The 22,881-nt window shown below is 71.3% G+C and carries 19 protein-coding genes; 8 read left to right on the plus strand and 11 right to left on the minus strand.

Annotation, left to right across the window (positions count from 1 at the left end; all coding sequences use genetic code 11):
- Positions 1 to 2 precede the first annotated feature (2 nt).
- Entirely contained in the window at positions 3 to 434 is a 432-nt protein-coding gene (locus VGB24_RS10130; RefSeq protein ID WP_331025964.1) for a division/cell wall cluster transcriptional repressor MraZ, read from the minus strand.
- A 195-nt stretch (positions 435 to 629) separates the two neighbouring features.
- Between VGB24_RS10130 and VGB24_RS10135 the strand changes: the two genes are divergently transcribed.
- Positions 630 to 1,643 carry a diacylglycerol/lipid kinase family protein gene (locus VGB24_RS10135; protein ID WP_331072826.1) on the plus strand — a complete coding sequence of 338 codons (1,014 nt, stop codon included), beginning with the start codon at positions 630 to 632 and terminating at the stop codon, positions 1,641 to 1,643.
- Between the two features lie 127 nt (positions 1,644 to 1,770).
- On the opposite strand, the gene VGB24_RS10140 is transcribed toward VGB24_RS10135, so the two are convergent.
- Both VGB24_RS10140 and VGB24_RS10145 read right to left on the minus strand, forming a co-directional pair.
- Positions 1,771 to 2,124 carry a hypothetical protein gene (locus VGB24_RS10140; protein WP_331072827.1) on the minus strand — a complete coding sequence of 118 codons (354 nt, stop codon included), beginning with the start codon at positions 2,122 to 2,124 and terminating at the stop codon, positions 1,771 to 1,773.
- A 170-nt stretch (positions 2,125 to 2,294) separates the two neighbouring features.
- Positions 2,295 to 3,221 (minus strand): S1/P1 nuclease, encoded by a 927-nt coding sequence (locus VGB24_RS10145; protein ID WP_331072828.1) that lies wholly within the window; start codon positions 3,219 to 3,221, stop codon positions 2,295 to 2,297.
- A 270-nt stretch (positions 3,222 to 3,491) separates the two neighbouring features.
- On the opposite strand from VGB24_RS10145, the gene VGB24_RS10150 reads away from it, so the two are divergent.
- Together VGB24_RS10150 and VGB24_RS10155 are read left to right on the plus strand one after the other, a co-directional pair.
- Positions 3,492 to 3,935: a hypothetical protein gene (locus VGB24_RS10150; protein ID WP_331072829.1), complete on the plus strand. Its 444-nt coding sequence runs from the start codon at positions 3,492 to 3,494 to the stop codon at positions 3,933 to 3,935.
- Positions 3,936 to 4,160: 225 nt separating this feature from the next.
- Positions 4,161 to 4,961 (plus strand): EAL domain-containing protein, encoded by an 801-nt coding sequence (locus tag VGB24_RS10155; RefSeq protein ID WP_331072830.1) that lies wholly within the window; start codon positions 4,161 to 4,163, stop codon positions 4,959 to 4,961.
- Between the two features lie 62 nt (positions 4,962 to 5,023).
- On the opposite strand, the gene VGB24_RS10160 is transcribed toward VGB24_RS10155, so the two are convergent.
- The 4 genes from VGB24_RS10160 to VGB24_RS10175 all read right to left on the minus strand — a co-directional run bounded on the left by VGB24_RS10160 (position 5,024) and on the right by VGB24_RS10175 (position 10,197).
- Positions 5,024 to 6,229 (minus strand): amidohydrolase family protein, encoded by a 1,206-nt coding sequence (locus VGB24_RS10160; RefSeq protein ID WP_331072831.1) that lies wholly within the window; start codon positions 6,227 to 6,229, stop codon positions 5,024 to 5,026.
- Complete coding sequence (locus VGB24_RS10165) at positions 6,229 to 7,530, minus strand: amidohydrolase family protein (RefSeq protein ID WP_331072832.1); 1,302 nt, start codon at positions 7,528 to 7,530, stop codon at positions 6,229 to 6,231. Before VGB24_RS10165 ends, VGB24_RS10160 begins: the two co-directional genes overlap by 1 nt.
- Positions 7,531 to 8,245: 715 nt before the next feature.
- Positions 8,246 to 9,823 (minus strand): M56 family metallopeptidase, encoded by a 1,578-nt coding sequence (locus VGB24_RS10170; RefSeq protein WP_331072903.1) that lies wholly within the window; start codon positions 9,821 to 9,823, stop codon positions 8,246 to 8,248.
- A complete protein-coding gene (locus VGB24_RS10175; protein WP_331072833.1) occupies positions 9,823 to 10,197 on the minus strand; it encodes a BlaI/MecI/CopY family transcriptional regulator in 375 nt (124 codons plus the stop codon). The genes VGB24_RS10170 and VGB24_RS10175 overlap by 1 nt, the downstream gene beginning before the upstream one ends.
- 163 nt (positions 10,198 to 10,360) lie before the next feature.
- Here VGB24_RS10175 and VGB24_RS10180 point away from each other — a divergent pair, with 163 nt between their 5' ends.
- Together VGB24_RS10180 and VGB24_RS10185 are read left to right on the plus strand one after the other, a co-directional pair.
- Positions 10,361 to 10,945, plus strand: coding sequence for a superoxide dismutase family protein (locus VGB24_RS10180; RefSeq protein ID WP_331072834.1), 585 nt, complete (start codon positions 10,361 to 10,363; stop codon positions 10,943 to 10,945).
- A complete protein-coding gene (locus VGB24_RS10185; protein ID WP_331072835.1) occupies positions 10,942 to 11,475 on the plus strand; it encodes a superoxide dismutase family protein in 534 nt (177 codons plus the stop codon). The genes VGB24_RS10180 and VGB24_RS10185 overlap by 4 nt, the downstream gene beginning before the upstream one ends.
- A 189-nt stretch (positions 11,476 to 11,664) precedes the next feature.
- Here VGB24_RS10185 and rho read toward each other — a convergent pair whose 3' ends face one another.
- On the minus strand, positions 11,665 to 12,843 hold the full coding sequence (rho, locus tag VGB24_RS10190; protein WP_331072836.1) for a transcription termination factor Rho: 1,179 nt from the start codon (positions 12,841 to 12,843) through the stop codon (positions 11,665 to 11,667).
- Between the two features lie 337 nt (positions 12,844 to 13,180).
- On the opposite strand from rho, the gene mrdA reads away from it, so the two are divergent.
- The gene (mrdA, locus tag VGB24_RS10195; RefSeq protein WP_331072837.1) at positions 13,181 to 15,028 is read left to right on the plus strand and encodes a penicillin-binding protein 2; all 1,848 of its coding nucleotides are present in this window, start codon (positions 13,181 to 13,183) and stop codon (positions 15,026 to 15,028) included.
- A gap of 141 nt (positions 15,029 to 15,169) precedes the next feature.
- Here the strand turns inward: mrdA and VGB24_RS10200 are convergent, their stop codons facing one another.
- Complete coding sequence (locus tag VGB24_RS10200) at positions 15,170 to 16,861, minus strand: ABC transporter substrate-binding protein (RefSeq protein ID WP_331072838.1); 1,692 nt, start codon at positions 16,859 to 16,861, stop codon at positions 15,170 to 15,172.
- A gap of 90 nt (positions 16,862 to 16,951) precedes the next feature.
- Positions 16,952 to 18,202, minus strand: a complete 1,251-nt coding sequence (locus VGB24_RS10205; RefSeq protein ID WP_331072839.1) for a GNAT family N-acetyltransferase — start codon at positions 18,200 to 18,202, stop codon at positions 16,952 to 16,954.
- Between the two features lie 170 nt (positions 18,203 to 18,372).
- Here VGB24_RS10205 and VGB24_RS10210 point away from each other — a divergent pair, with 170 nt between their 5' ends.
- Entirely contained in the window at positions 18,373 to 19,659 is a 1,287-nt protein-coding gene (locus VGB24_RS10210; RefSeq protein WP_331072840.1) for a DUF1343 domain-containing protein, read from the plus strand.
- 78 nt (positions 19,660 to 19,737) lie between these two features.
- Here the strand turns inward: VGB24_RS10210 and VGB24_RS10215 are convergent, their stop codons facing one another.
- Positions 19,738 to 21,252 carry a DUF1990 family protein gene (locus VGB24_RS10215; protein ID WP_331072841.1) on the minus strand — a complete coding sequence of 505 codons (1,515 nt, stop codon included), beginning with the start codon at positions 21,250 to 21,252 and terminating at the stop codon, positions 19,738 to 19,740.
- 318 nt (positions 21,253 to 21,570) lie between these two features.
- On the opposite strand from VGB24_RS10215, the gene VGB24_RS10220 reads away from it, so the two are divergent.
- Entirely contained in the window at positions 21,571 to 22,854 is a 1,284-nt protein-coding gene (locus VGB24_RS10220) for a tetratricopeptide repeat protein (RefSeq protein ID WP_331072842.1), read from the plus strand.
- The last annotated feature ends 27 nt before the right edge of the window (positions 22,855 to 22,881 follow it).

Here is a 22,881-nt window from a genome sequence, read left to right on the forward strand (position 1 = left end):
GATCAGCCGAAGATCTGGTGCGTAAAGCGCTCGGCCTCGGCCACGGGCTCGGCCGTGGCGGCCTGGAAGCGCTCCGGATTCCACAGCTCGATGCGGTCGATGGCGCCCACGATGAGCGTGGGCCCCGCGATGCCGACGGATTCCTGCAGCCGCGCCGGCACCATGATGCGGCCCTGCTTGTCGGGCACCACTTCCACGGCGTTGGCGGTCACCTTCAGCACGTAGGCGCGGGCCTGGGGGTTCAGCCGCAGCATCTCGCGCAGGCGGGCCTCCACCTCGGCCCAGGTGCGCTGGGGATACAGGGTGAGGGCGTCGGGAAACGCGTGCACCAGGACCATCGGCTCGTCTCCCCCTTCCCGTCGGAACGGGGCGGGAAGGCTGAGCCGGCCCTTGTCGTCGATCTGGTGCTGATAGCTCCCGAGAAAGCCGTTCACCGGGCTCCGCTGGAAAGGCCTGCCACCCTGTCCCACAACTCCCCACAACATCCCACTCTGGCCCACAAGCTAATGGCGTTCCCCCGCAGGTCAAGGAGAACATCTCCCGAACCGGGGCCGGTGGCTGGCGAAGTTCTTGCTCCCCGGCGCTCCCGGCCCGGTAAATCCTCACCCTTTCGCCCACGAGCGCCGACCGTGCAGATCGCCCTGATCATCAACCCGTCCTCGCCCGACGCCGTCCAGGCGCTGCGCCAGGGGGTGCAGCGCCTGCGCGACGAGGGGCACGTGGTGCATCCGCGCGTGACCTTCGAGCAGGGCGACGCGCACCGGTTCGCGTGGAAGTCGGCGGAGTACGGGGCAGACCTGGTGGTGGCGTGCGGCGGCGACGGCACCATCAACGAGGTGGTGAACGGCCTGTACGAGTGGATCGCGGACCGGGAGGACACCACCCCCGACGCGGCGCTCCCGAACCTGGGGATCGTGCCGCTGGGCACGGGCAACGACCTGGCGGGGGGAATGGGCATCCGCGGGGGCGACCCGCTGGGGGCGCTGCTCGACGCGGCCACCGGCGAGCCGTACACGGTGGACGTGGCGCGGGTGAACGGGCGCTACTTCCTGAACGTGTCGACGGGGGGGATGGGCGCCGAGGCCACGGAAGAGGCCTCGGGCGACCTGAAGCGGCTGCTGGGGCCCATCGCGTACCTGGTGACGGGCGTCAAGAAGTTCGTGCAGCTGAAGGACACGACCGCGCGGTTCGTGTCGGGCGACGAAGTGGTGTACGACGGCGGGTTCCTGCTGTTCGCGGTGGGGAACGCGTGGAGGACGGGGGGCGGCAACTGGGTGACGGCCGCGGCGGACCCGTCTGACTGCCTGCTGGACGTGTGCATCGTGCAGGGGATGAACCACCTGGACCTGGTGCGCCTGGCGCCGCTGGTGCGCGCGGGCAAGCACGTGAGCCACGACAAGGTCACCTACCGCAAGGTGACGTCGCTGGTGGTGGAGTCGCCCGAAGAGATGACGGTGAACGCCGACGGCGAGCCGCTGACGGGCCGCCGCTTCGAGTACGCCATCGGCCGGCACCGCCTGACGATGATGGTTCCGCGCGCGCCCGAGCACGGTGAGGCCCCCGGCGCGGACCCAGCCGTGGTCGCCGAGGCCAACGAAGCGGCGGCGGAAGCCGAGGCCGAGGCGGAGTCCGCGAAGAAGTGAAAGGATCTTGAGTTTCACGCAGAGGACGCAGAGGGAACAGAGAGGACGCAGAGGGGCATGCAAGCGCCTCTGCGTCCTCTCCGTCTTCTCTGCGTCCTCTGCGTGAAACTGCCCTTTGTCGGGGTCGTCACGAGCGTCGGGACCGGCACGCGACGCGGGCGGCGGTGCGGGCGTAGCTCCGCGGCGGCCGCGCGGTGCCGTGGAACACCGCGCATTCCTCGTCGGTGCCGACCGCCACGACGGAGAAGCCCCGCGCGCCCTCCGCGATGATGCGGACGTCCACGCTCCGCGTCCGCTCGATGCCCAGTTCCCGGAGCGACGCCGTGTACCTGCCGTGCGCCGCTCGATACGCGGCCTCCGCCGTCGCGACCTGCTGCACGACCTGGCGCACGTCCGTCGCGGGCCGGCTGCGCTGCGCTTCGGCCGGAGTGGCGCGCAGGGCGAGGATGAGCAGGGTGATCGGGATGAGGATTGCGTGCATCGGCGGCTCCGGGGCGACGGGCGGGGAATCGGCCCAAAGCGTACATCGTGAACGGCCGCTCGGCAAGAAAAAAATGGGAGCGATCCAAAGGGGAATCAGGTGAGCATCAATGCCCATCCGTTGCCCTTTCGGATCGCTCCCACTACCCAGCGCCGGTCCGGAGCGGTGGATCAGGAGCCCAGGGTGACGTTCAGGTAGTTGGCCAGGCGGTAGCCCGCGATGGCGATGCGCGGCTCGGCCTTCTGCCAGGCGAACGGCTTGTAGCGCGCCGGCGGGCGCTGGTCGCGCTGCAGCCACGACGGATAGATGGTCTTGGCGATCTGGAACCCCTCGCGCGACCACGTCTCGTACTGGCCGGGAAGCAGGCGGCTCCGCAGCGGCCCGATGGGATGGCGGCCGGTGATCCGCTGGGTGACGCTCGCCACGTATTCCGCCTCGGTGCGGTCGGTCTGCCGCCACGGCAGGGCGATGCCCACCATCCCGTCCCAGTACGCGTGCAGGTTGCTGTACGGATACGGCCCCGCCAGCCGGAACGAGTTGCCGCCGCGGTCGCCCTCGGGGTCCTGGGCGGTGATGCGCGCGTTGTTGTGCAGCGGCTGGTGCCCGTCGCCGATCAGGTGAAGCGCCCAGGCCAGGTCCACCGCCTTGGACGAGTCCGGCACCGCCGCGCTCCCCAGCGTTCCCGAAATGCGCTGCACCTGGTCGATCAGCAGCCCGGCGCGGGGCATGTCGGGCCGGTCGCGCGGCTGGCCGTTGGGGCCCACTTCCCAGAAGAAGTTGACGTAGTGCCAGTCGGAATGCGCGTAGACGAAGCCCGGATGGTCGCGGTCGCGGATCAGGTCCGGCCACACGGCGGCCCAGGTGAACCACTCGCGGTCGCGCTCGGCCTCGGTGCCCGTCGTCGGCCGCAGCGCGGCGATTCCCGACCGCGGCGGGGCGGCGCGCAGGATCTGGATGGCCCGCGCGCGCGCGGCGGGGGTCATGTTCTCCCACGCGATCTGCGCCACCACGCGGTGGCCCAGCTCGTCCCAGGCGTGCGCCGGCGTGGCAAACAGTGCGCTGAGCGCCAGCGCAAGGGCTAGGATTCGTGCTCTCATCTTTACATCTTTAAGAAGAAGAGGTAACCAGGCGGACTCCGGCCACGAAGGTAACTGCGTTCCGCGGACGCGGCGAGACGCTGCAAGGTTCGTAGCACTTCATCCGCCGTGAACCCGCACCGGCGTACCGCGTCGGGGCGCGCGATGTGACCGGCGGGGCGTTTCGCACGTCGTGCCAAGGTGCTTCCTCGATTGCGCATAGAGATGATTCCGCGCCAGGGCGGGTGCCCGCGCGTTTCAATGGTTTCTCCCACAGGATCGGCTGCTGGAATGGCTCACAGGGAATTCGTGGATGCGGCGGGGAGCCGCTGGCAGGTGTGGGACACGCGGCCGCGCTCCAAGGCCGAGGTGCGTGCCCGGTACGCGGGCGGCTGGCTCAGCTTCGAGTCCGACGGCGAGCGCCGGCGCCTTCACCCCATTCCCGACGGGTGGGAAGAGGTGGACGACGATACGCTTCGCAGGTGGCTCATGTCCGGCGAGTTCGTCGGCGCCGCGCTGGGAACGGCCGTGCTCGAACCGAGCGCCGCCGCCGCGCCCCGGACCGCCGCACCGGCGGAGCGTCCCAGGCCCGCCGAGGCCGGCAACGAATCCACACGTGCGGGGGCACTGTGGCAGGCCACCCAGGCCGCACTGCGCCGCGCGCGCGAGGTGATGCACCTGGTCGACGTTACGACGGGTACCAAAAAGCGCGGGGACACCGATCCTGGTGCGTGAGTGGCCAGCAGCCCACCGCGGATCGAAGCAGGAGAGGAGGGGCACCCGAAGGCCGGGTGCCCCTCTTCGTCATCGAGTAGACCGCACGCGACTCCTACAACCTTTGGTAGCAGATAACCGGATGTGACGTCGCAGTCCCCGCAGAAGTCCTTTCTGCATCTACAGCACCCCGCGGTCGGCGCCAGGACAGCCGCGGGGGATCCCGGATTTCAAGCGAGGGACGAGATGACCCTGGACCACGTGATCGAAACTCGGGCTGTACGCACCAGCTTCCAGTCGATCTTCCGCCTGGATGACGGCGCCGTCCTCGGCTGCGAGGCGTTGAGCCGGGGCGTGGAAGGCGAGTTCGCCCTCGCCGACCGATTGTTCGGCGAAGCGCGCAAGCAGGGGCGAACCTCGTCGCTGGAGCGCCTGTGCTGCGCCGTCGCCATCAACCGCTCGTCGGCCGAGTGTGGCGAATCGCGTGGAAAGCTGTTCCTGAACCTGTGCGTGGACGAAATCTGCCGCCGCGAGAACGTCGACTTCATCGAGGTCGCCGCGGCCGGCGCGGGCATGCGTCCATCCTCGATCGTGGTGGAGATCACCGAGGGGCACGGGGTGAGCGATTGGGGCCGGCTGCGCGCGGGCATTCGGGCCTGGCGCGCCGCCGGGTTCGCCCTGGCGATCGACGACGTGGGCTCCGGCCACTCGGACCTGCGGATCGTGGCGGAGGTGGAGCCCGAGTACCTGAAGATCGACCGCTCGCTGGTGCAGGACGTCGACAGCAGACGAGGCGTGCGGGCGGCGGTTTCGGCCCTGGTGGTGATGGGAAGCGCCCTGTCCAGCGTCGTCATCGCCGAGGGGATCGAGACTCGGGAGGAATTCGCGACGCTGCGAAGCCTGGGCGTGGAGGCGGGCCAGGGCTACTTCCTCGCCCGCCCGGCACTGCAGCCCAACCTGCTCTCCGCCGCGGCGGCCGCCGAATTGGGCGTCGCGACGATCACGACGGAACCGGTTTCGCTGACGGTGGAAGCCTCCTGCGCGTGAACGCGAATCGCCCCGCCCCGGCACGAAGCCTGGGCGGGGCGATCGAGCAGAGACGCGGGCGCCTACCTGCAGGTCTCGCTGACGACCTGCCCCTCGATGACGACGGCGCAGACGTGGGAGGTGTACTCGAACGGGTCGCCGTCGAACACCGCCACGTCGCCATCCTTGCCCCGCTCCAGCGATCCCACGCGGTCGCCCAGCCCAATGACGCGCGCCGCGTCGATGGTGATGGTCCGCAGCGCATCCTCGAACGCCATGCCGTTCGCCGCCGCGATCGCCGCCTCGAACAGCACCACGCGCGTCTTGGGCACGTAGCCCTCGTACCCGCTCTGCAGCGCCACGGTGATGCCGGCTTCGCGCAGGCGGCGCGCCGTCTCCAGCGTGGCGCTCTGCGTTTCGCCCGTCAGCCGCACCATGGACGGGTGGATGATCACGGGAACGCCGGCCCGCCGGATCTCGTCGATCACCATGTACGACTCGGCCGCGCCGTCCAGCACCAGGTCGAAGCCGAACTCCTCCTTCAGCCGCAGCGCCGCCAGGATTTCCGACACGCGGTTGGCGGTGATCAGCGCAGGCATCTCGCGGTTCAGCACCCGCCCCAGCACCTCGTGCCCCAGGTCGCGCGGCTGCGCATCGCCCGCGCGCTGCTTGCGGGCGTACTCCTGCGCTCGGATCAGCTCGGTCCGCACCAGGGCCATCCCGCGCGCCCGCGTGCCTGCGTTGCGGAAGTTCTGCCCCACGGACGGGCCCAGCGTGAACGCCACCATCGTCGCCGTATCGACCAGCGCGTCGCCCACGTCGTCGCCGCGCGTCTTGACGATCATGGTCTGCCCGCTGATCAGCGCGCCCGGCCCGTGCCCCGTGTGCACCGTCGTCACGCCGAAGCCGCGCAGCCACGACACCAGCTCGTCGCGGGCGTTGTAGGCGTCGATGGCGCGAAGCTCGGGCTGCAGCGCCTCGGTGCGGTCCAGCTGGTCCTGGTCGTGCGCCTGGCCCAGCGCGCCGGCGAGGCCCACGACCGAGTGCGCATCCACCAGCCCGGGCGTCACCACGCGGCCGGTGACCACGCGATAGCCCGCCGGCACATGCACTTCGGAGGCGGGCCCCACGCGCTCGATCTTTCCGTTGGCGCCGATCAGCACCACGCCGTCGCGGATGGCGGCGCCAGCCATCGTGTAGACCGTCTCGCCACGCACCGCCACCTGCGCGTGCAGCGGGAGTGCGATCGAAGCGAACGCGGCGGCGAGAATCATCAGGGTGCACATCATCAGTGGCCCTCCTCGCCTTCGTGGGCGTGCGCGGCCCCGTCGCCGAACACGCCGAAGCCGCCGACGGCGTACATGCGGTCGTTCGCATCCGCGAAGTCGAACACCTTGCTCCCCTCCACCCAGGTCTGCTCCACGCGGGTGTAGACGGAGAGCGGATCGCCGGAAAGCACCACGAAGTCGGCGTCCTTGCCGCGCTCCAGCGTGCCCACGCGGTCCTGCAGCCCCAGCATCCGCGCGCCGGCGATGGTCATGGCCTCCAGCGCCCGCTCGCGCGACATCCCCGCGCGCACCCCCAGCCCCGCCTGGCGCAGGAACCAGCGGCTGTCGGTGATGCCGTCGTCCGTGTGAAACGCGACCAGGGCGCCCGCGCGCTCCAGCGCCATGCCGTTCTCGTAGCGGGTGTCGATGGCCTCCAGCTTACCACCCGGCGCATCGACGACGATGATGGACGAGGCCGCGCCCGAACGCGCGATGTCGTCGGCCACCTTCCACGCCTCGCTGACGTGGTGAAGCACGATGCGGAACCCGAACTCCTGGGCCAGCCGCAGCGCGGTGAGGATGTCATCGGCGCGATGGGTGTGAAAGTGCACCGTGCGGCGCCCGTCCAGCACCTCCACCAGCCCCTCCATCTCCAGGTCGCGCGGCGTCACCTTGTCGAGCCCGCCGGCCCGGCGCGCCTTGTCGCGGTACTCCTGCGCGCGGACGAACCGCTCGCGCATCATGGAGGCGGCGCGGGCGCGCGTGCCGGGAAACGGCGGCTCGCCGCGCGGGTTGGTGCCGTTGGCCATCTTCATCCCGCCGCAGATGTCGCGCAGCACGTCGCGGCAGTAGGCCAGGTCGTAGATGTCGTTGCCGTCGCGCAGCTTCAGGTACACGGTCTGGCCGCTCAGCAGCAGGCCGGAGCCGGGCATCACGTTGACGGTGGTAACGCCGCCCGCCTGCGCCTTCTGGATGCCGTCGTCGCGTGCGTCGATGGCGTCCAGGATGCGCACGGACGGATGCATGGGCGACGAGCGGTCGCCGCCGTCGCCCCCGCCGATGTGCGAGTGCGTGTCCACCAGCCCCGGCATGATGGTCTTGCCCGCGGCGTCGTGGACCACGGCGCCCGTGGGGATGGGCGTGTCGGCGCCCCCGATGGCGGTGATCTTTCCGCCCTGCACCACCAGCACGCCGTTCTGGATGGCCTGGCCGGCGATGGGAAGGAGGGTGGCGCCGCGAAACGCGTGTGGCTGCTCCTGGGCGCCCAGCGCGCCGGCGGCGGCCACCGCGCCCACGAGCGCCGCGGACAGGGTACGTCGCATGGGTTGCGTCTCTCCTGTGGGATGAAAAAGGCGCGGGGGCGGCGGCGTGCTGCCTCGCGCGGGAGCTGCGATGGGAAGGATGAATACAATATACGGGCGCACCATCCGCCGCGGCACCCTCGACGACCGGGACCGAAATCGGGCCTGTCATCCTGGGGCCCAGGCGAACGAAACCGGCCCGCGGCACAAGCGTCGCGGGCCGAAGGATCTAACCTGGGACACGAACTCGTCGGGGCGCGGCAGCGGTCATCGATCCAGAGGCCTCGGCTGCCGTGGGGCCCTCACCCGGCCGCGCTGACACGCGTGCCACCCTCTCCCACAAACAGCGTGGGACAGGGGGTACAAACCAGGGCCGAGGCGTGGGTGGGCAGGGTTCGGTGCCCGGGCCGGGGCCCCCCATCCCCAGCCCTTCCCCCGCAAACTGCCGCGGGGGAAGGGAGCCAGTCGAGTGCGCGAGGCCGGCCGGAGTGCGATTCAGGTCTCCCCCTCCCCTGCGCAGCGGGGGCCGGGGGGGAGGGGGCTCCCGCGGCATGCGAGGCAACCAGTCGAACCTCGATCGACGTTCTCCTCTCTCCCGCGCAGTTTGCGGGGGAGAGGCCGGGAGAGGGGGGGCGGCCGCGGCGTGCGCCAGTGTCAGCCCCATCGCGCGGACGTTCTCCCCCTCCCCTGTGCAGCGGGAGCCTCAGGAAGACCGTCGACTCTCCGCCCTACCGCGCTACGGCTGCGCGGCGGGGGGAGTGAACAACACCGGCAGCAGCACCTCTGCCGCGATCGGCACCCCGTCCTTGCGGGCCGGACGAAAGCGCGCGCCGCGGAGGGCGCGCTCCGCCGCGGCGCGCGCCTCGGCGTGCGAAGCCGAGACTGCCTTCACGCTTTCCACCACTCCCGTGGCGGAGATGCGGATACTCACCTGAGCCTCCGCGCGAATCCCGGCCTCCCGCAGCAGCGGCGGATACTCGGCCTCGAGCATGCGCGGCACCTGGGCGCCGTTCACCAGCTGCGGCGCCTCGTCCCACGGCTGCGGGGCGCTCGCCGACCGAGGATGACCGGGCGCGAGCGCCGGCTCGAAGCGGACGGGGATGGTGATGGTCGTCGCTACGGCCGCTCCCTGTGCCCGGGCCGGGCGGAACCGGGCGACCCGGAGCGCGCGCGTCGCGGGCTCGCTGAAACGCGGATCGGTCGCGCGCACGACGGTAGCCGCGGCAATGCCGCCCTGGGCCGTCACTTTCAGGCGGACCTCCACGATTCCCGTGATCCCCGCCTCCCGCAGGAGCGGCGGATACTCGGCATCCAGGGCACGAACGATCTGCGCCGGGTTCACGAGGACAGGTTGAACCGTGTCCCTGGCGACCGCCGAAACCTGGGCCGCAGCCGCGGGCACGGACGGGATGGGGAGCAGCTGCACCACGGCGACGGCCGCCGCCGAGAGTGCCACCAGGCCCAGGGACGTGGGGATTCGCCGTGGATGAGATCGTTGCGTCATCATGCGGATTCTCCTCTCCAGAAAGCTTCTCGGTTCCGACATCGCCGCCACGGGCAGGCGAGTTCCCGCCCCGCGGCGCCCGACTTCCAGCAGCAGCTCGCCATACGCCCGAACGTCCGCCCGCCGCGCCAGGACGCGCGCATCGCAATCCACCTCCATCGCCAGCCGCAGCCGACGCAGCTGCCACCACGCGGCCGGGCTCCACGGAACCAGGGCGATGGCGATCAGCGCGAATGCCAGCATCCGGGGATCGCCGGCGGCCAGGTGCTCGGTCTCGTGCTGCAGGATCATCCGGCGGGTGGACGGGTCGGCGTCGCGGACGACCCCCTCGGGAAGCACGATCCGGGGGCGGATCCATCCCACTACGGCGGGTCCGGTGTCGGCCGAGACCAGGACGCGCACGCCATCGACCCTGCGCTCCCGCCACCTCCGCCGCCGCCACTGCAGCATGCCCCAGGCACCGAGCCAGGCGAACGCGACCCCGATCGACAGTCCCGCCCAGCCCACGAGGAGAGGGCGGTCCAGCGCGTGGAGGTCGATCAGCGGACGCACGGCGGCCACGGGAGCCGCGGGCCTGATGGACCCGGTGCCGCTGGCCAGTGGAGCCGCCACGGCGAGCGGGGACGCGGGCGGCTCGGCGGAGCCCGGGCCCCAGCGGACAGCGGCGGGGACGGCGATGGAAAGCGCCAGCGCGGCGGCCCACACCCAGCGGGCCGGCCGGCGGAAGGAACGCAGCGCGGCCTCCATCGCGAGCGCGGCGGCGGAGAGAAGCGCACCGACGCCCAAGCAGTACGCCATCCAGTGCACCATCACGGCTCCTCCTTTCCCAGGCGTTCGTCCAGCATCCGCTTCATCCGCCGCAGCTCGCCGTCCGACAGGTCGCGGTCGGACACCAGCTGGGTCAGCAGCAGCTCGGGCGAGTTCTTGAACAGCTTGCGCAGCATGCGCTTGAGCGCGCTTGTGCCGGCGTCCTGGCGTTGCACCAGCGGGTGGTAGCGGTGGGCCTTTCCCTCTTCGGTGTGGCCCACGTGCCCCTTCTCCTCCAGCGTGCGCAGGACGGTGAGCACGGTAGTGTACGCAAGATCGTCGTGAAGGCGCTCGCGCACCTCGGCGACGGTGGCGCCCCCGGTCTCCCACAGCACTCCCATCACGTCCAGCTCACGCTCGGTAAAGCTGATTTCCACGCTGGCCTCTTCTATCTACTAGAGTCATAGTAGATGATAATCGCGACCCCGCACCCTGTCAACTAGTTTCTTAGTAGATCGCGGGACGCACGATCCTTGCTACCCGGCGCGGCGGCGCCGGAGGGCGCGGAACGCGGATTCAACTGGCCGATGGGGGACGAGGATGACGAGGAACGGATACGTGCTGGCCGCGGCGGCGGCGGTGCTGGGGGCGTGCGGGCCGGCGGCCCAGGAGGCGGGGCCCGCGGTTCCGCGCACCTTCACGGCGCCGCTGTACGATACGCGCGGCACGCAGGTGGGCACGGTGGCGCTGACGGAGCGGGGCGATTCCACGCACGTGATGGTGCACGCCACGGGCGTGGCGGCGGGGACGCACGGGACGCACCTTCACGCGGTGGGCCGGTGCGACGAGCCGGACTTCACCACCGCGGGGCCGCACCTGAACCCCACCAACAACCAGCACGGGACGCGCAACCCGCGAGGCCCCCACCTGGGCGACCTTCCGAACCTGACGGTAGGCTCCAACCGCGCGGGCCACGTGGAGGCGGTGGTGGCCGCGGCGTGGCGGCCCGGGACGCTGCCCCTGTTCGACGCGGACGGCACCGCGCTGGTGGTGCACGCCGCCGCTGACGACCAGCGGACCGACCCCAGCGGCAACTCCGGCGCGCGCATCGCCTGCGCCGTGGTGGCGGCGCCGGCCGCGCAGGCCAGTGCGGGCGTGGCGGGCGCGAACGGGGAGGCGCGGTGAGAACGCCCGTCACCCTGATCGCCCTCACGCTCCTGGCCGGCTGCGCCGGGATGGGCGGGGGCGGGATGGCGGCGGACGTGCACACCATCACCGTGCGCGGCGCCGATGGGGCCACGGTGGGGACGGCGCTGCTCCGCCCGGGAACGGGCGGAGTGCAGGTCACGCTGAGCGTCAACGGGCTGCCGCCGGGAACGCACGGCGTGCACCTGCACCAGGCGGGGCGGTGCGATGGGCCGGACTTCACCAGCGCGGGCGGGCACCTGAACCCGGGGGGAAAGCAGCACGGGCTGCAGAATCCGCAGGGGCCGCACGCGGGCGACCTGCCCAACCTGGTGGTAGACGCCAACCGGCGCGGCTCGCTCACCGGCACCGCGCGTGGAGCCACGCTGGAAGGCGGCGCGGCCAACTCGCTGCGCAAGCCGGGCGGCACCGCGCTGGTGATCCACGCCAGCGCCGACGACCAGGTCACCGACCCCAGCGGCAACTCGGGCGCGCGGATCGCCTGCGGAGTGATCCCCGCGAACGATTGAAACACGTTTCACGCAGAGGTCGCAGAGGGAACGGAGAGGACGCAGAGAGCAAGCGAAGTTCTCTGCGTCCTCTCTGTCTTCTCTGCGTCCTCTGCGTGAAACGGGGGTAGAAACTGTCGCAGCACAAAGCAGAGGGCGGCGACCCCACACCCGGGATCGCCGCCCTTCTTCTGCTCCGAACCGCAGACTTCAGCGCAGGCGGCCGAGGAGCTCGTCGTTGCTGCGCGTGTCGTTCATCTGCTTGGTCAGCAGGTTGATCGCGTCTTCCGGGTTCAGCGAGTGCAGCGCGCGCCGAAGCTGAAAGATCTTGTCCAGGTGCTCGGGCGGGAACAGCATCTCCTCCCGGCGGGTGGCGCTCTTCTCGATGTCGATGGCCGGGTAGATGCGCTTGTCGGCCAGCGTGCGGTCGAGCACGATTTCGCTGTTGCCCGTACCCTTGAACTCCTCGAAGATCACCTCGTCGCCGCGGCTGCCGGTGTCGATCAGCGCCGTGGCGATGATGGTCAGGCTGCCGGTGCCGCCCCGCACCTTGCGCGCGCTGCCGAAGAAGCGCTTGGGCTTTTCCAGCGCACCGCTGTCGATGCCGCCCGAAAGCATGCGCCCGGTGCCGCGCTCGCTGGTGTTGTAGGCGCGCGCCAGGCGGGTCAGCGAGTCGAGAACGATCACCACGTCGCGGCCGCTCTCCACCAGGCGCCGCGCGTGCTCCAGCACCATCTCGGCCACCGCCACGTGCCGCTCGGCCGGGCAGTCGAACGAGCTCGCGATCACCTCGCCGATGCCCAGCATCTGCATTTCGGTGACCTCTTCCGGCCGCTCGTCCACCAGCAGCACCATCAGCGCCGCGTCGGGATAGTTGGTGTGCACGCCCCGCATGATGGCCTGCAGCACCGTGGTCTTGCCCGCCTTGGCCGGGGCCACGATCAGCGCGCGCTGCCCTTTGCCCAGCGGCGAGATCAGGTCGATGATGCGGTTGGTGTAGTCGCGGCGGCCGCGGCCGGCGGGCGCCTCTTCCACGATCTCCAGCTTCAGCCGCTCGTCGGGGTACGACGCCGGCAGGCTGCCGAAATCCACCCGGCCGCGCGCCAGCGACGGATCCAGCCCGTTGACGGTGATCACCTCGTCCAGGGGCGAGCTCTTGCCGCGCCCGGGCGGGGTGCCCGTGGTGCCCTGCACCCGGTCGCCGGTGCGCAGCCCCAGGCGCCGGATGACGGACTGCGAAACGAAGACGTCCCCGTCGGCGGCCTGGTAGCCGTGCACGGCTGTGCGAAGGAAGCCGCTGCCGCTGGGAAGCACTTCGAGGATGCCATCCGCGGGCTGGGACGCGGCGGCGGGACGCGCCGCGGCGGTCGGCTGGGTGGAGAGGCTCATGCGGTGGTTCTGGTTTGCTTTTTTGCTGACACGCAGGGCCCGCCGGCGGGATCGCCGGATGGAAAGGAAGCTGCCCTCACGTGTCGGGTTGGGTTCCGCGCGGACGAAAGGCCGTCAAGTAGCGTGCCCGGGGGCCGCCGCGGATGCGCGAATCTGGCGCGGGTAATGTAAGCGCATAAGATACCGCCCACACGCCGCCGCGCAAGGGACGCACTGCGCGCCTCTGCCCGGCGACGATCAGACACCCCGGGCAGCCGAGGGTTCCGACTGGCGCGAACGCGTTAGTCGATATAAGTTTACACCGTCCCCTCACAGTGGTTTCTGCCGGTTCTCCCGGATGTCACGCTTCCAGGAATTCTCCGTCCGCCCCGCGGACCCGTTTCACCCCCATTCCCGCCGCCAGCGCGCGCTGACCGGCATCCTTTTCTGCGTCTTCGCGCTGGGGCTGCTGGGGTCGGCGTTCTTCCGCACGCAGATCCTGCGGAACAACGAGTTCCTGCTTCGCGCCGACGACAACCGCTTCGACGTCGTTCCCATCGCCGCGCCCCGCGGCACCGTCTTCGACCGCAACGGAAAGATCGTCGCCGAAACGGTGACGGGCTACGCGCTCCTGGTGGAGCCGGGCCCGGCCGACTCGGTGCGGGCCCGCGTGTCGGCCGTGGCGGGGCTCCTTCGCCTGGACACCGCCACCATCGAGGCCGCCGTGCGCGCCTCGGGCGCCAGCCGCGGCAAGCCGGTGATGGTGTCGCGGCTGCTCACCTTCGAGCAGGTGTCCAAGCTCGAGGAGCGCAACGGGCGCATCCAGGGGCTGGTGCTTCAGCCCTACCCCGTGCGCCGCTACCCGGCGGGCCCGGCGGTGGCGCACGTGGTGGGCTACGTGCTCGAGATCAACGACCGCGAGCTGCAGAGCAAGGACTTCCAGGGCTATCGCCAGGGCCAGCACATCGGCAAGACGGGGATCGAGCGGCAGTACGAGGCGGACCTGGGCGGCACCATGGGCGCGCAGTACGTGGAGGTGGACGCGCGCGGACGGGTGCTGGGCCGCTTTGCCCCCACCGTGTCGGACCCGCCCGAGCCGGGGAAGGACCTGAAGCTCACCCTGGACCTGGATCTTCAGCGCTACGCCCACCAGATCTTTCCGGAGGGAATGCGGGGCGCCGTGGTGGCCATGGTGCCGTCCACGGGCGAGATCCTGGCCATGTACTCGGCGCCCACGTACGACCCCAACTTGTTCGTGGGCGGCGTGTCGGGTACGGACTGGGCGCTGCTGAACGAGGACCCCGCGCGCCCCATGCTGAACCGCGCCCTGGCGGGCACCTATCCCCCGGCCAGCACCTGGAAGCTGGCGACGGCCATCGCCGCGCTGGAGCGCGGAGTCATGAAGCCGGCGGACGTGATGCCCATCCCCTGCGTGGGCGGCATGGCGTACGCCGGGCGCTACTCGCGCTGCATGAAGCGCGAGGGGCACGGCCCGCAGGACCTTACGCGGGCCATCGCCAACTCGTGCAACGTGTACTTCTACCAGCTGGGAATCCGCCTGGGGCTGGAGAACCTGACGAGCGCCGGGACGCGGCTGGGCTTCAGCCGGGCCACGGGCGTGGACCTTCCGGGCGAGCGCGTGGGCACCTTTCCCAGCGGGCGCGACTGGTACGTCCGCCGCTTCGGCTGGCGGCCGCCCCCCAGCGAGGTCATGAACCTCGCCATCGGGCAGGGCCCCAACTCGCAGACGCCGCTGCGCATGGCGCAGTTCTACTCTGCCCTCGCCGGGGGGGGCGTCGCGCGACGGCCGCACATGCTGATGGGCAGCGACGCGCCGGTGGAAACGGACCTGGGCGTCAGCGGAGAGACGCTGGGCTCGCTTTGGCAGGGGCTGGCCGCCGTGATCGAGGCGGGCGGCACCGCGCACGCGGTGGAGCTGCGGCGCTTCAAGCTGTACGGCAAGACGGGCACGTCGCAGAACTCGGCCGACCCCACCAAGGACCACGCCTGGTTCACGGGATTCGCCGGCCCGCGCGGCGGCAAGGCCGAGGTGGTGATCGCGGTGATCGTGGAGTTCGGAGACAGCGGCTCGGGCGCGGCGGCCCCCCTCGCCGCGCAGATCGCCGAGTACTACCTGAACAAGAAGCACGGCTTCCGGAACCCGGAGCTGGTGCCGGAATCGATCGCCGCCCGAGTCTCCCGATAACTTCGGTCACGACAGGCGAAGACGCGGCCCTCCTCCACCGGTGTGGAGGAGGGCCGCCTTCTGTCGGTCGCGCCATCCCTGCCGAAGCGCGCCCCCTCTCTCCCGCGCAGTTTGCGGGGGAGAGGCCGGGAGAGGGGGGCCTTACCCCCGCGCCCGGTCGCGCGGCAGGCGGCGGTTGGCCGGAATGTGCCAGTAGATCACGTCTTCCCACCACTCGGGGCCGCGGAACTTCACGTTGCCGAACCGCTCGTTGGCCGCGTAGAACTCCGGGTCCAGGAAGATGGGCGCGTACGCCGCGTCATCGATCAGCTGCTGCTCCAGCCGCTGCCACAGCCCCTGCGCCTGCGCCTTGTCGTTCTGCGCCAGGATGCTGTCGATCAGAGCGTCCGTCCGCGGGTTGCTGTACCCGGCGAAGTTGGCGCCCTTGGGCGGAATGGACCGCGAGTGGAACACCATCTCCGCATTCGGGCCCATCACCCCCGGGCCCCATCCCCAGCCCCAGAACGAGCCCGTGAAGTTGCGCCCGCGCAGCCGCTCCACCCAGGTGGTGCGCTCGTACTGCCGCGGGGCCAGGTCTACCCCGATCTGCTTCAGCTGCGCCTGCATGGCGATCAGCATGTCGCCGCGGATGGGGTCGGAGCTGCTGAACTCCACCTCCACCCGCAGCGGCTGGCCGTTCTTTTCGACGATGCCGTCGCGGTTCGTGTCTACCCATCCCGCCTGGGCCAGCAGCTGCCTGGCGCCGTTGACGTCGTACGGAATGGGCCGGGCGCTGCCGCCGGGGCTCAGCTTGGGCGGAATGACGGACAGCGCGGGCGAGCCCTTCTCGCCGAAGAGGCCCGAGACCAGCCCCTGCCGGTTGACGCCCATCAGGATGGCGCGGCGCACGGCGGGGTCGTTCACCGGCGGCCGGTTGACGTTCCAGGTGATCCACGCCGGCCGCACCTGCGCGGCCGTGTGCAGCTGCAGGCCGCGGGCGTTCTGCAGCTCCTTGTACTGGTGTGCCGGGATCTTCGCCAGGTCGGCGTTGCCGTTCATCAACTCCGTCAGCCGGGCCGTGGGCTCGGGAACGTTGCGGACGACGATGCGGTCCAGCGCGGGCCGGCCCTCGGGCGCGTCCTCGTTGGCCACCACCGTCACCTGCTGCCCCTTCTGCCAGGTGCCAAAGCGGAACAGCCCGTTGCCCACCGGGTTGCTGCTGAACGGCGCGTGGCGCAGCGCCTCGGGCGCCACGGACTCCAGCAGGTGCCGGGGAACGGGCACCACCTCCAGCAGCGCGTTCAGGGTGGACGGGCCCGTGCGGTTGAGCTTCACCTCCACCGTCATGCTGTCCGTGGCGCGCACGGTCTCCACCCCCGCCACGTCGGCCGTGCGGGGCGACGCGGTCTTGGGGTCCTTCTGCCGCTCGATGGTGAAGACGACGTCGTTCGCCGTCACCGGACGCCCGTCGTGCCACTTGAGGCCGGGGCGCACCTTCAGCAGTACGGTGGCGCTGTCGGGCTGCTCCCACCCCTGCAGCAGGTCGGGCGTGTAGCTGACCAGCGTGCTGTCGCGCCGGCCCAGCGCGCGGAACATCAGGTGCACCAGCTGATACGCGGTGTTGCTGTCGTAGGTCAGCGGGTTCAGGTCGTCGGGGTCGCCCTCCGCCAGCACGATCAGGCTGCCCCCCGGGGCGTGGCCCGTGAACGTCTTGAAGTTGCCCGCCGGGGCGCCCTCGTCCGCCGGCCCCTGGGCCTTCTGGTCTCCGCCCCCGCCGCCGCACGCCGCCAGGGCGAACGCCAGCATCACCGTCGTCAACGCGGCCGTCCGCCGCCCCCACGTGTGTCCCCGCATCTCGCCTCCCCATTGCTCGCGTGACCCCCGGCCCGTGCCGAAGCCGGTTGCTCCCCCCTCGAATCCCTCTTCCCTAACCCGCCGCCCCCGTCAGAACCGGTCGAACATCCACGGCTTGGGCACCGCCAGCGCCTGGTCCAGCCGCTGGATCACCGCCGGCCGGTCGATGGTGGCCAGCCCCCCGGCCACGGCCTGCCATGGGGCGATCGCGCCGATGAAGATGCGCGACAGCGTGTCCACCGGCAGCCGCATGGTGGCGTCGACGTGCCCGCCCGTGTACGGCTCCACCTCCATGCGGCGCCCGTCCAGGTGCACCCGCCAGGGTCCCCGGTTTTCCGGGATCTGCTCGTCGTCCACTTCCAGCACCAGCGTCATGTCGCAGTTCACCGCCAGCTGCCGCAGGGCCAGCGCGGCGGGAACGTCCAGCACCCGGAACATGGGCCCGCGCAGCAGGGTGGCGCTGGGAAACCACAACCCCCAGCTCGGTGCGGAGAGAAGCGGCAGCCGCGGCTCGCTCAGCCGGTCGCCGAAGCCCTCTTCCGGGTGGGCGCGGTACACCACCTCGCGCCACTGGTCGCCCAGGCTCGAAAGCCAGGCGTAGATGCCGCGCTGCGCCGGCAGCGACAGCCACACCCGCTCCTCGAGCTCGATGAAGCGGCGGTCGATGGGCAGGTCTGCCCGGTAGCGGACGATTGCGTAGCCCTCGGCCTCGCCGCTCTCGCCCCAGTACAGCACCGCGGCCAGGTCGTCGCGCTTCCAGCTCTGCCGCCAGTTGCGCTCCGTGCGGTCCAGCTGGCCCGTCTGCAGGCGCTGCGCGGCTTCGCGGTAGATGGCGCGCATGGCGGCTTCGTCGTCCTCGCCGTCCACCATGCGCACCCGCATGCGCTCCTGCTTGTCGTCCGGCAGCAGCGACGGCGGCACCTGGTACTGGTGGGCCTCGCCGGCCAGGCCGTAGCCCAGCCCTTCGTAGAACGAGGCGCGGAAGGGATACAGCACCGATCCCACGTCGCCGCGCTCGCGGGCGTGCTCGAAGCCCGCGATCAGCAGGCGCGTGGCCAGGCCCCGCTTGCGGTGCGTGGGGGCGATGGCCACCGAGCCCAGCCCCATCACCGGCATCGACACGCCGCCGATCCACTGGCGCATCCACAGGAGCTGGCAGGCGCCCACCAGCCGTCCGCGCTCCTCGGCCGCCCACAGCGCCTCGATCCCGCCGTGCGGGCCATTCAGAAGGAAGTCTTCCCACCACTCGTGGCCCCGGTCCGGCGCGGGAAAGCTGTGCGCCTCCAGCCGGGCCACGTCGTCGATCTCATCCGGGCGCGCCGGGCGGAACGTTTCGCTCACCCCTGTCCTCCCCCAACCGTCATCGATCCCCCGTCAGGTTCTGCCGATGGCCCGCCTTTCGCAGCGTCGGGGCGGCCTGCCGACGCGCGGGAACATGCTCTCGCGCCGATGCGTGTACCGTGCCATCCGCCGCCGGTGGTGGACGGCCCTCTTTCGCGAACGGGATCCGAATGCCACACGCCCTTTTACTTTCCCGCATCCCGGCGCTGCTCGTGGCGCTGGGCGTTTCCCTGGCCGGCTGCGGGACCACCGCCGCCGGGGGGCAGAACGGCGCCGGCGGCCCCCAGCCCAGCGCCCAGGTGGTGCCCGGGCTGGAGGTGCTGGTGCGCGACTCCATGCACCTGCTGGCCGGAAAGCGCGTCGGGCTGATCACCAACCAGAGCGCCGTCACGCGCGGGGGCGAGCACGCCGCCGACTACCTGCGGCGCAACGGGGTGAACCTGGTGGCGCTCTTCGGCCCCGAGCACGGCATCCGCGGCGACCTGGAAGCGGGCGAAACGGTGACCGCCGGCCGCGACGCCCGCACCGGCGTTCCCGTCTTCTCCCTCTACGACCGCACCCAGCGCCCCACCGCCGAGGAACTGCAGGGGGTGGAGGTGCTGGTGTTCGACATCCAGGACATCGGCGCGCGGCCGTACACCTTCGTGTGGACGATGGCGATGGCCATGGAAGAGGCGGCCAGGCACCGGATTCCCTTCGTGGTGCTGGACCGCCCCAACCCCATCACCGACGTGTCGGAGGGCCCGGTGATGCACATGGACGTGAAGACCGTCACGCAGGTGATCACCGGCTACTATCCCTCGCCGCTGCGCCACGGGATGACTGTCGGCGAGATGGCGCGCTACTACAACGGCGACGCCAACCTGGGCGTCGATCTCCGCGTGGTCCCGGCGGAGGGGTGGCGTCCCAACGTGTTCTTCGAGCAGACGGGGCTTCCCTTCGTGCGGCCCAGCCCCAACATCCGCTCGGTGACGGCGGAGCTGATCTATTCCGGGCTGGTGCTGGCCGAGGCGTCCAACGTGCACGCCGGCCGCGGGACGGACGAGCCGTTCCACTACTTCGGCGCGCCCTGGCTGGACGCCAACCGGCTGCTGCAGGCCGTGGCGCCCTACGACCTCCCCGGCGTGCGCCTGGTGCCGACGGAGATCCGCCCCACGAAGGACCCGGCCGTCCACACCACGTACCGCGACACCGCGTTCACGTCGCTGCGCATCGAGGTGACGGACCGCCGCGCCTTCCAGCCGGTGTACATGACGCTGGTGCTGCTGACGGAGGCCAAGCGGCAGAACCCGGAGCGCTTCCGCATCATGAACACGGGCTTCACGCAGATGATCGGCAGCACCTGGGCGCGCGAGGCCTTCGACCGCGGCGAAGACCCGCGGGTGATCCAGGCACGCTGGAGGCAGGAACTGCAGGCGTGGGAGCAGAAGCGGGCGCGGTACAGGCTCTACCGGTAAGCTCGTCACGACGATGAAAGAAGCGGGGGGACGGCGATCGTGCCGTCCCCCCGCTGTCGTTCGCGTTCTCCGCGGCGTTTACTGACCGTCGGCCGCGCCCTGCGGGGAGTGCTCCCGGCGGAACCTCATCACCACCTCCTCCACCCAGTTCTCCACGTCCTCGGCGTCCTTGCCCGTGAGCGTGGTTTCCTCTTCCTGCACCCCCTGGGGCGCGTGCCCGCCGCTGCGGGTGAGGACGGAGTCGACCACGGACCGCCAGGTGGCGCGCTGGGCCACCTTGCCGAAGGTGCGCATCCCCACCAGGTCCAGCAGGTCCGACGACCGCGTGAAGCTGCGCACCTCGAAGCGGATGATGCCCGGCGCGGGCTCCCGTACGTCGAAGCGGATGGCCCCGGAGAGCGGATGGCCCTCCAGCGTCACCATGGTGATGGTGTTGTCGGCGATCTCCTCGCAGCGCACCTGGATGTGGCCGCGCAGGGGGATGGAGATCGTGAGCGTGGCGCCCTCCTCGATGGGCTTTTCCGTCCCCGGCTCCACCCCCACCTTCATTAGCGAGTCCGGAGCCAGCGAGCCCAGCTGCGTCCTCACCATCTCGAACACCTGGTCCGCCGTCATGCGGCTGCCCTGGATGTCGGCCCAGTAGCGCTGGCGGTGAAGGCTCCCCGTGCCCTCCGACGGCAGCGCCTCGGGGAGCGCGTCGGCCAGCTTGCTTAAGCCCTCGCCCAGCGGCGTGGGGGTGACGCCAAAGACGTCGGTCAGCGCGTTGGAGGCGCCGGGGGGCAGCACGTTGCCCTCCAGCAGCATGGTGATCTGGTCGTTGTTGATGGGAAAGTCGAAGCCCAGCGTTTCCATGGCCTGCGTTCCCGTCTTGGCCAGGAACTCGGGCACCGGCACCATCACCGGGCTGCGCTGGGTGATGCGGCTCATCAGCTGGATCAGCTCGCGCATGCTGGTGACCTCGGGGCCCGCCAGGTCCACCGCCGTCCCCACCGGCTCGGACCGCTCCACCGCCCGGGCCAGCCCCAGCCCCAGGTCGTCCACCCACACCGGCTGGAAGGGGTGGTCGCCGCTGCCCACGAGCGGAATGACGGGCAGGGTGCGCACCATCTTCAGCAGCAGCGACACCACCTCGTCGCCCGGGCCGTAGACGTTGCCGGGGCGCACGATCAGCCACCCCGGCGGGGCCTCCTCGCGCACCGCCAGCTCGGCCTGGTACTTGGAGCGGTGGTAGCCGGACTCGCCCGTGTCGGCGCCCAGCGACGACACGTACACGAAGCGGCGCACCCCCGCCCGCCGGGCCTCGCGCGCCAGCCGCCGCGTGCCGTCGACGTTCACCGCCTGGAAGGTGACCTCGGGCGGGCTTTCGGCCACGATTCCCGCCACGTGCAGCACCGCGTCGCATCCCTCCGCCGCCCCGGCCACCGCCTCGTCGGACGACACGCTTCCCGCGTGCGGCTCCACCCCCGACGCCCACTGGCGCACGTCGTCCGCCGCGCCGCGCGACAGCAGGCGCACCGTGTGCCCCGCCTTGAGCAGGTGGTCGACCGCCGCCTTTCCCACCACGCCCGTTCCCCCCGTGACCAGCACCTTCATCCGCGCCTCCCGTTTTCGAAAGTCCGGGCGGGGCGGGTGGCACGTCCGGTGCCAGCCCCCGCAAACCCGCCTCGCACGCCCGTTTAGGGCCACCGTCGATACAGCCGGAGGAGCACGCCGCCGCCATTCCGCACAACTCGTCCGATTCGAAACTCTGGCATCCTGGCGCCCGGCAACGCATAATAGGGTTACATCGACAAATCACAGGTCCGCACCGGCGCTCACAAGGCGCCGGGCACCAGCGTTTCCCGACGGGCGCCACGGCCCGTCAGGCGCGCGCGTGCCTACGTCCGCCCCTCTCTGACTCCGAGACGCACCATGGAAGCAGCCCCGGCCAACCGCCCCCGCAAGCCGCGCCGCCGCTGGCGGTGGCACGTGCCCCCCGCGCTGGTGCACGGCGGAGAAAGCCTGGAAGGCGTACAGGTGCTCGACGAGATGCCGGAGCCCCTGGGGCTGCTGTTGTGGGAAACGTACCGCGACGTGGTGCTGTGGTCGTCCGTGCAGCCCGAGGAGCGCGACGGGCTCTTTGCCGCCGAGGCGTACGAGACCCGCCTGCGCGCCATCGCGGAGGCGGCCGCCGACGAGCCCCTGGAGCAGGCGCTGCGCGCGGTCGCCGCCATCCTCAAGGACCCGGCGGGGGTGCCCGAGGCCGACGTGATGGCGGCCTGCCGCACGGCGACCGACTGGGCCGAGGGCAAGGCGCTGCTTTCCGCCGCGGTCACGCTGGCCACGGCGGCCGCGCTGGCCTCGCCCACCAACGCGGCGGCCGCCCACCGGGTGGGGATGATCGCCCGCGCCAACGGCGAAAACGCGCGCGCCGAAACCTGGTTCCGCCGCGCCGTGGGGCTGGGGCGGCAGGCCAAGGACTGGGCCAGCTACGCCGAGGCCTTCCTGGGGCTGGGCAACCTGTACAAGCAGCGGGGCAACTACCCCGCCGCCCGGCGCTTCCACATCCGCGCGCTTCGCGCCGCGCGGCGCCACGCCATGCGCGAGATCCAGGCGCGGGCGCTTCACGACCTGTTCTGCATCGCCATGCAGACCAGCCCTCCGGGCGATGCCGAGGAGCTGGCGCGCCTTGCGTTCCGGGCTTACGGATCCCGGCACCCCAGGCTGCCCGCCCTTGCGCACGACGTGGCGTACTTCTGGATGGGACAGGGCCGCTTCGCCCCGGCGCTCGAGGTGTTCCGCGCGGTGCTGCCGCACATCCAGGACGCGCGGGAGCGGGTGCTGGTGGCCGCCAACGCAGGCCGCGCGGCGGGAGGATCCGGCAACCGGCCGGGGTTCGACGAGGCGTGGCAGTCGGTGTGGGCCGCCGAGCCGGAGTGGGAGCGCACGCCGCTGGCCCCCCAGGCGCTGCTGGAGCTGGCCAACGGGGCCTCGTCGCTGCGCGACTGGCCCCGCGCCGAGCGCGCCGCCGAGACCGCGCGCGACCTGGCCCAGCGCCGCGGCCTGGGGCAGGTGCTCATCGAGAGCGAGGCGGTGCTGGATGCCGCCCGCCGCAAGCGCGGGGTGGACGCGGCGCCCGTCGCCGCGGAGGAGTCGGCGGACCCGGAGCTTGCGGCCGACCTGGTGCGGTCGCTGAGCGCGGCGGCGCGGCGCTAGGTTTTCCGGCCGCCGGGGCGCGCGGAG

Source organism: Longimicrobium sp. (assembly GCF_036399935.1).
GTDB lineage: Bacteria > Gemmatimonadota > Gemmatimonadetes > Longimicrobiales > Longimicrobiaceae > Longimicrobium.

What these genes read in the sequence shown, in the direction of transcription:
- VGB24_RS10140 (WP_331072827.1), bottom strand. Translation starts at nt 2,124, where the DNA reads ATGCACGCAATCCTCATCCCGATCACCCTGCTCATCCTCGCCCTGCGC.
- VGB24_RS10145 (WP_331072828.1), bottom strand. Translation starts at nt 3,221, where the DNA reads ATGAGAGCACGAATCCTAGCCCTTGCGCTGGCGCTCAGCGCACTGTTT.
- VGB24_RS10150 (WP_331072829.1), top strand. Translation starts at nt 3,492, where the DNA reads ATGGCTCACAGGGAATTCGTGGATGCGGCGGGGAGCCGCTGGCAGGTG.
- VGB24_RS10155 (WP_331072830.1), top strand. Translation starts at nt 4,161, where the DNA reads ATGACCCTGGACCACGTGATCGAAACTCGGGCTGTACGCACCAGCTTC.
- VGB24_RS10160 (WP_331072831.1), bottom strand. Translation starts at nt 6,229, where the DNA reads ATGATGTGCACCCTGATGATTCTCGCCGCCGCGTTCGCTTCGATCGCA.
- VGB24_RS10165 (WP_331072832.1), bottom strand. Translation starts at nt 7,530, where the DNA reads ATGCGACGTACCCTGTCCGCGGCGCTCGTGGGCGCGGTGGCCGCCGCC.
- VGB24_RS10170 (WP_331072903.1), bottom strand. Translation starts at nt 9,823, where the DNA reads ATGGTGCACTGGATGGCGTACTGCTTGGGCGTCGGTGCGCTTCTCTCC.
- VGB24_RS10180 (WP_331072834.1), top strand. Translation starts at nt 10,361, where the DNA reads ATGACGAGGAACGGATACGTGCTGGCCGCGGCGGCGGCGGTGCTGGGG.
- rho (WP_331072836.1), bottom strand. Translation starts at nt 12,843, where the DNA reads ATGAGCCTCTCCACCCAGCCGACCGCCGCGGCGCGTCCCGCCGCCGCG.
- mrdA (WP_331072837.1), top strand. Translation starts at nt 13,181, where the DNA reads ATGTCACGCTTCCAGGAATTCTCCGTCCGCCCCGCGGACCCGTTTCAC.
- VGB24_RS10200 (WP_331072838.1), bottom strand. Translation starts at nt 16,861, where the DNA reads ATGCGGGGACACACGTGGGGGCGGCGGACGGCCGCGTTGACGACGGTG.
- VGB24_RS10210 (WP_331072840.1), top strand. Translation starts at nt 18,373, where the DNA reads ATGCCACACGCCCTTTTACTTTCCCGCATCCCGGCGCTGCTCGTGGCG.
- VGB24_RS10215 (WP_331072841.1), bottom strand. Translation starts at nt 21,252, where the DNA reads ATGAAGGTGCTGGTCACGGGGGGAACGGGCGTGGTGGGAAAGGCGGCG.
- VGB24_RS10220 (WP_331072842.1), top strand. Translation starts at nt 21,571, where the DNA reads ATGGAAGCAGCCCCGGCCAACCGCCCCCGCAAGCCGCGCCGCCGCTGG.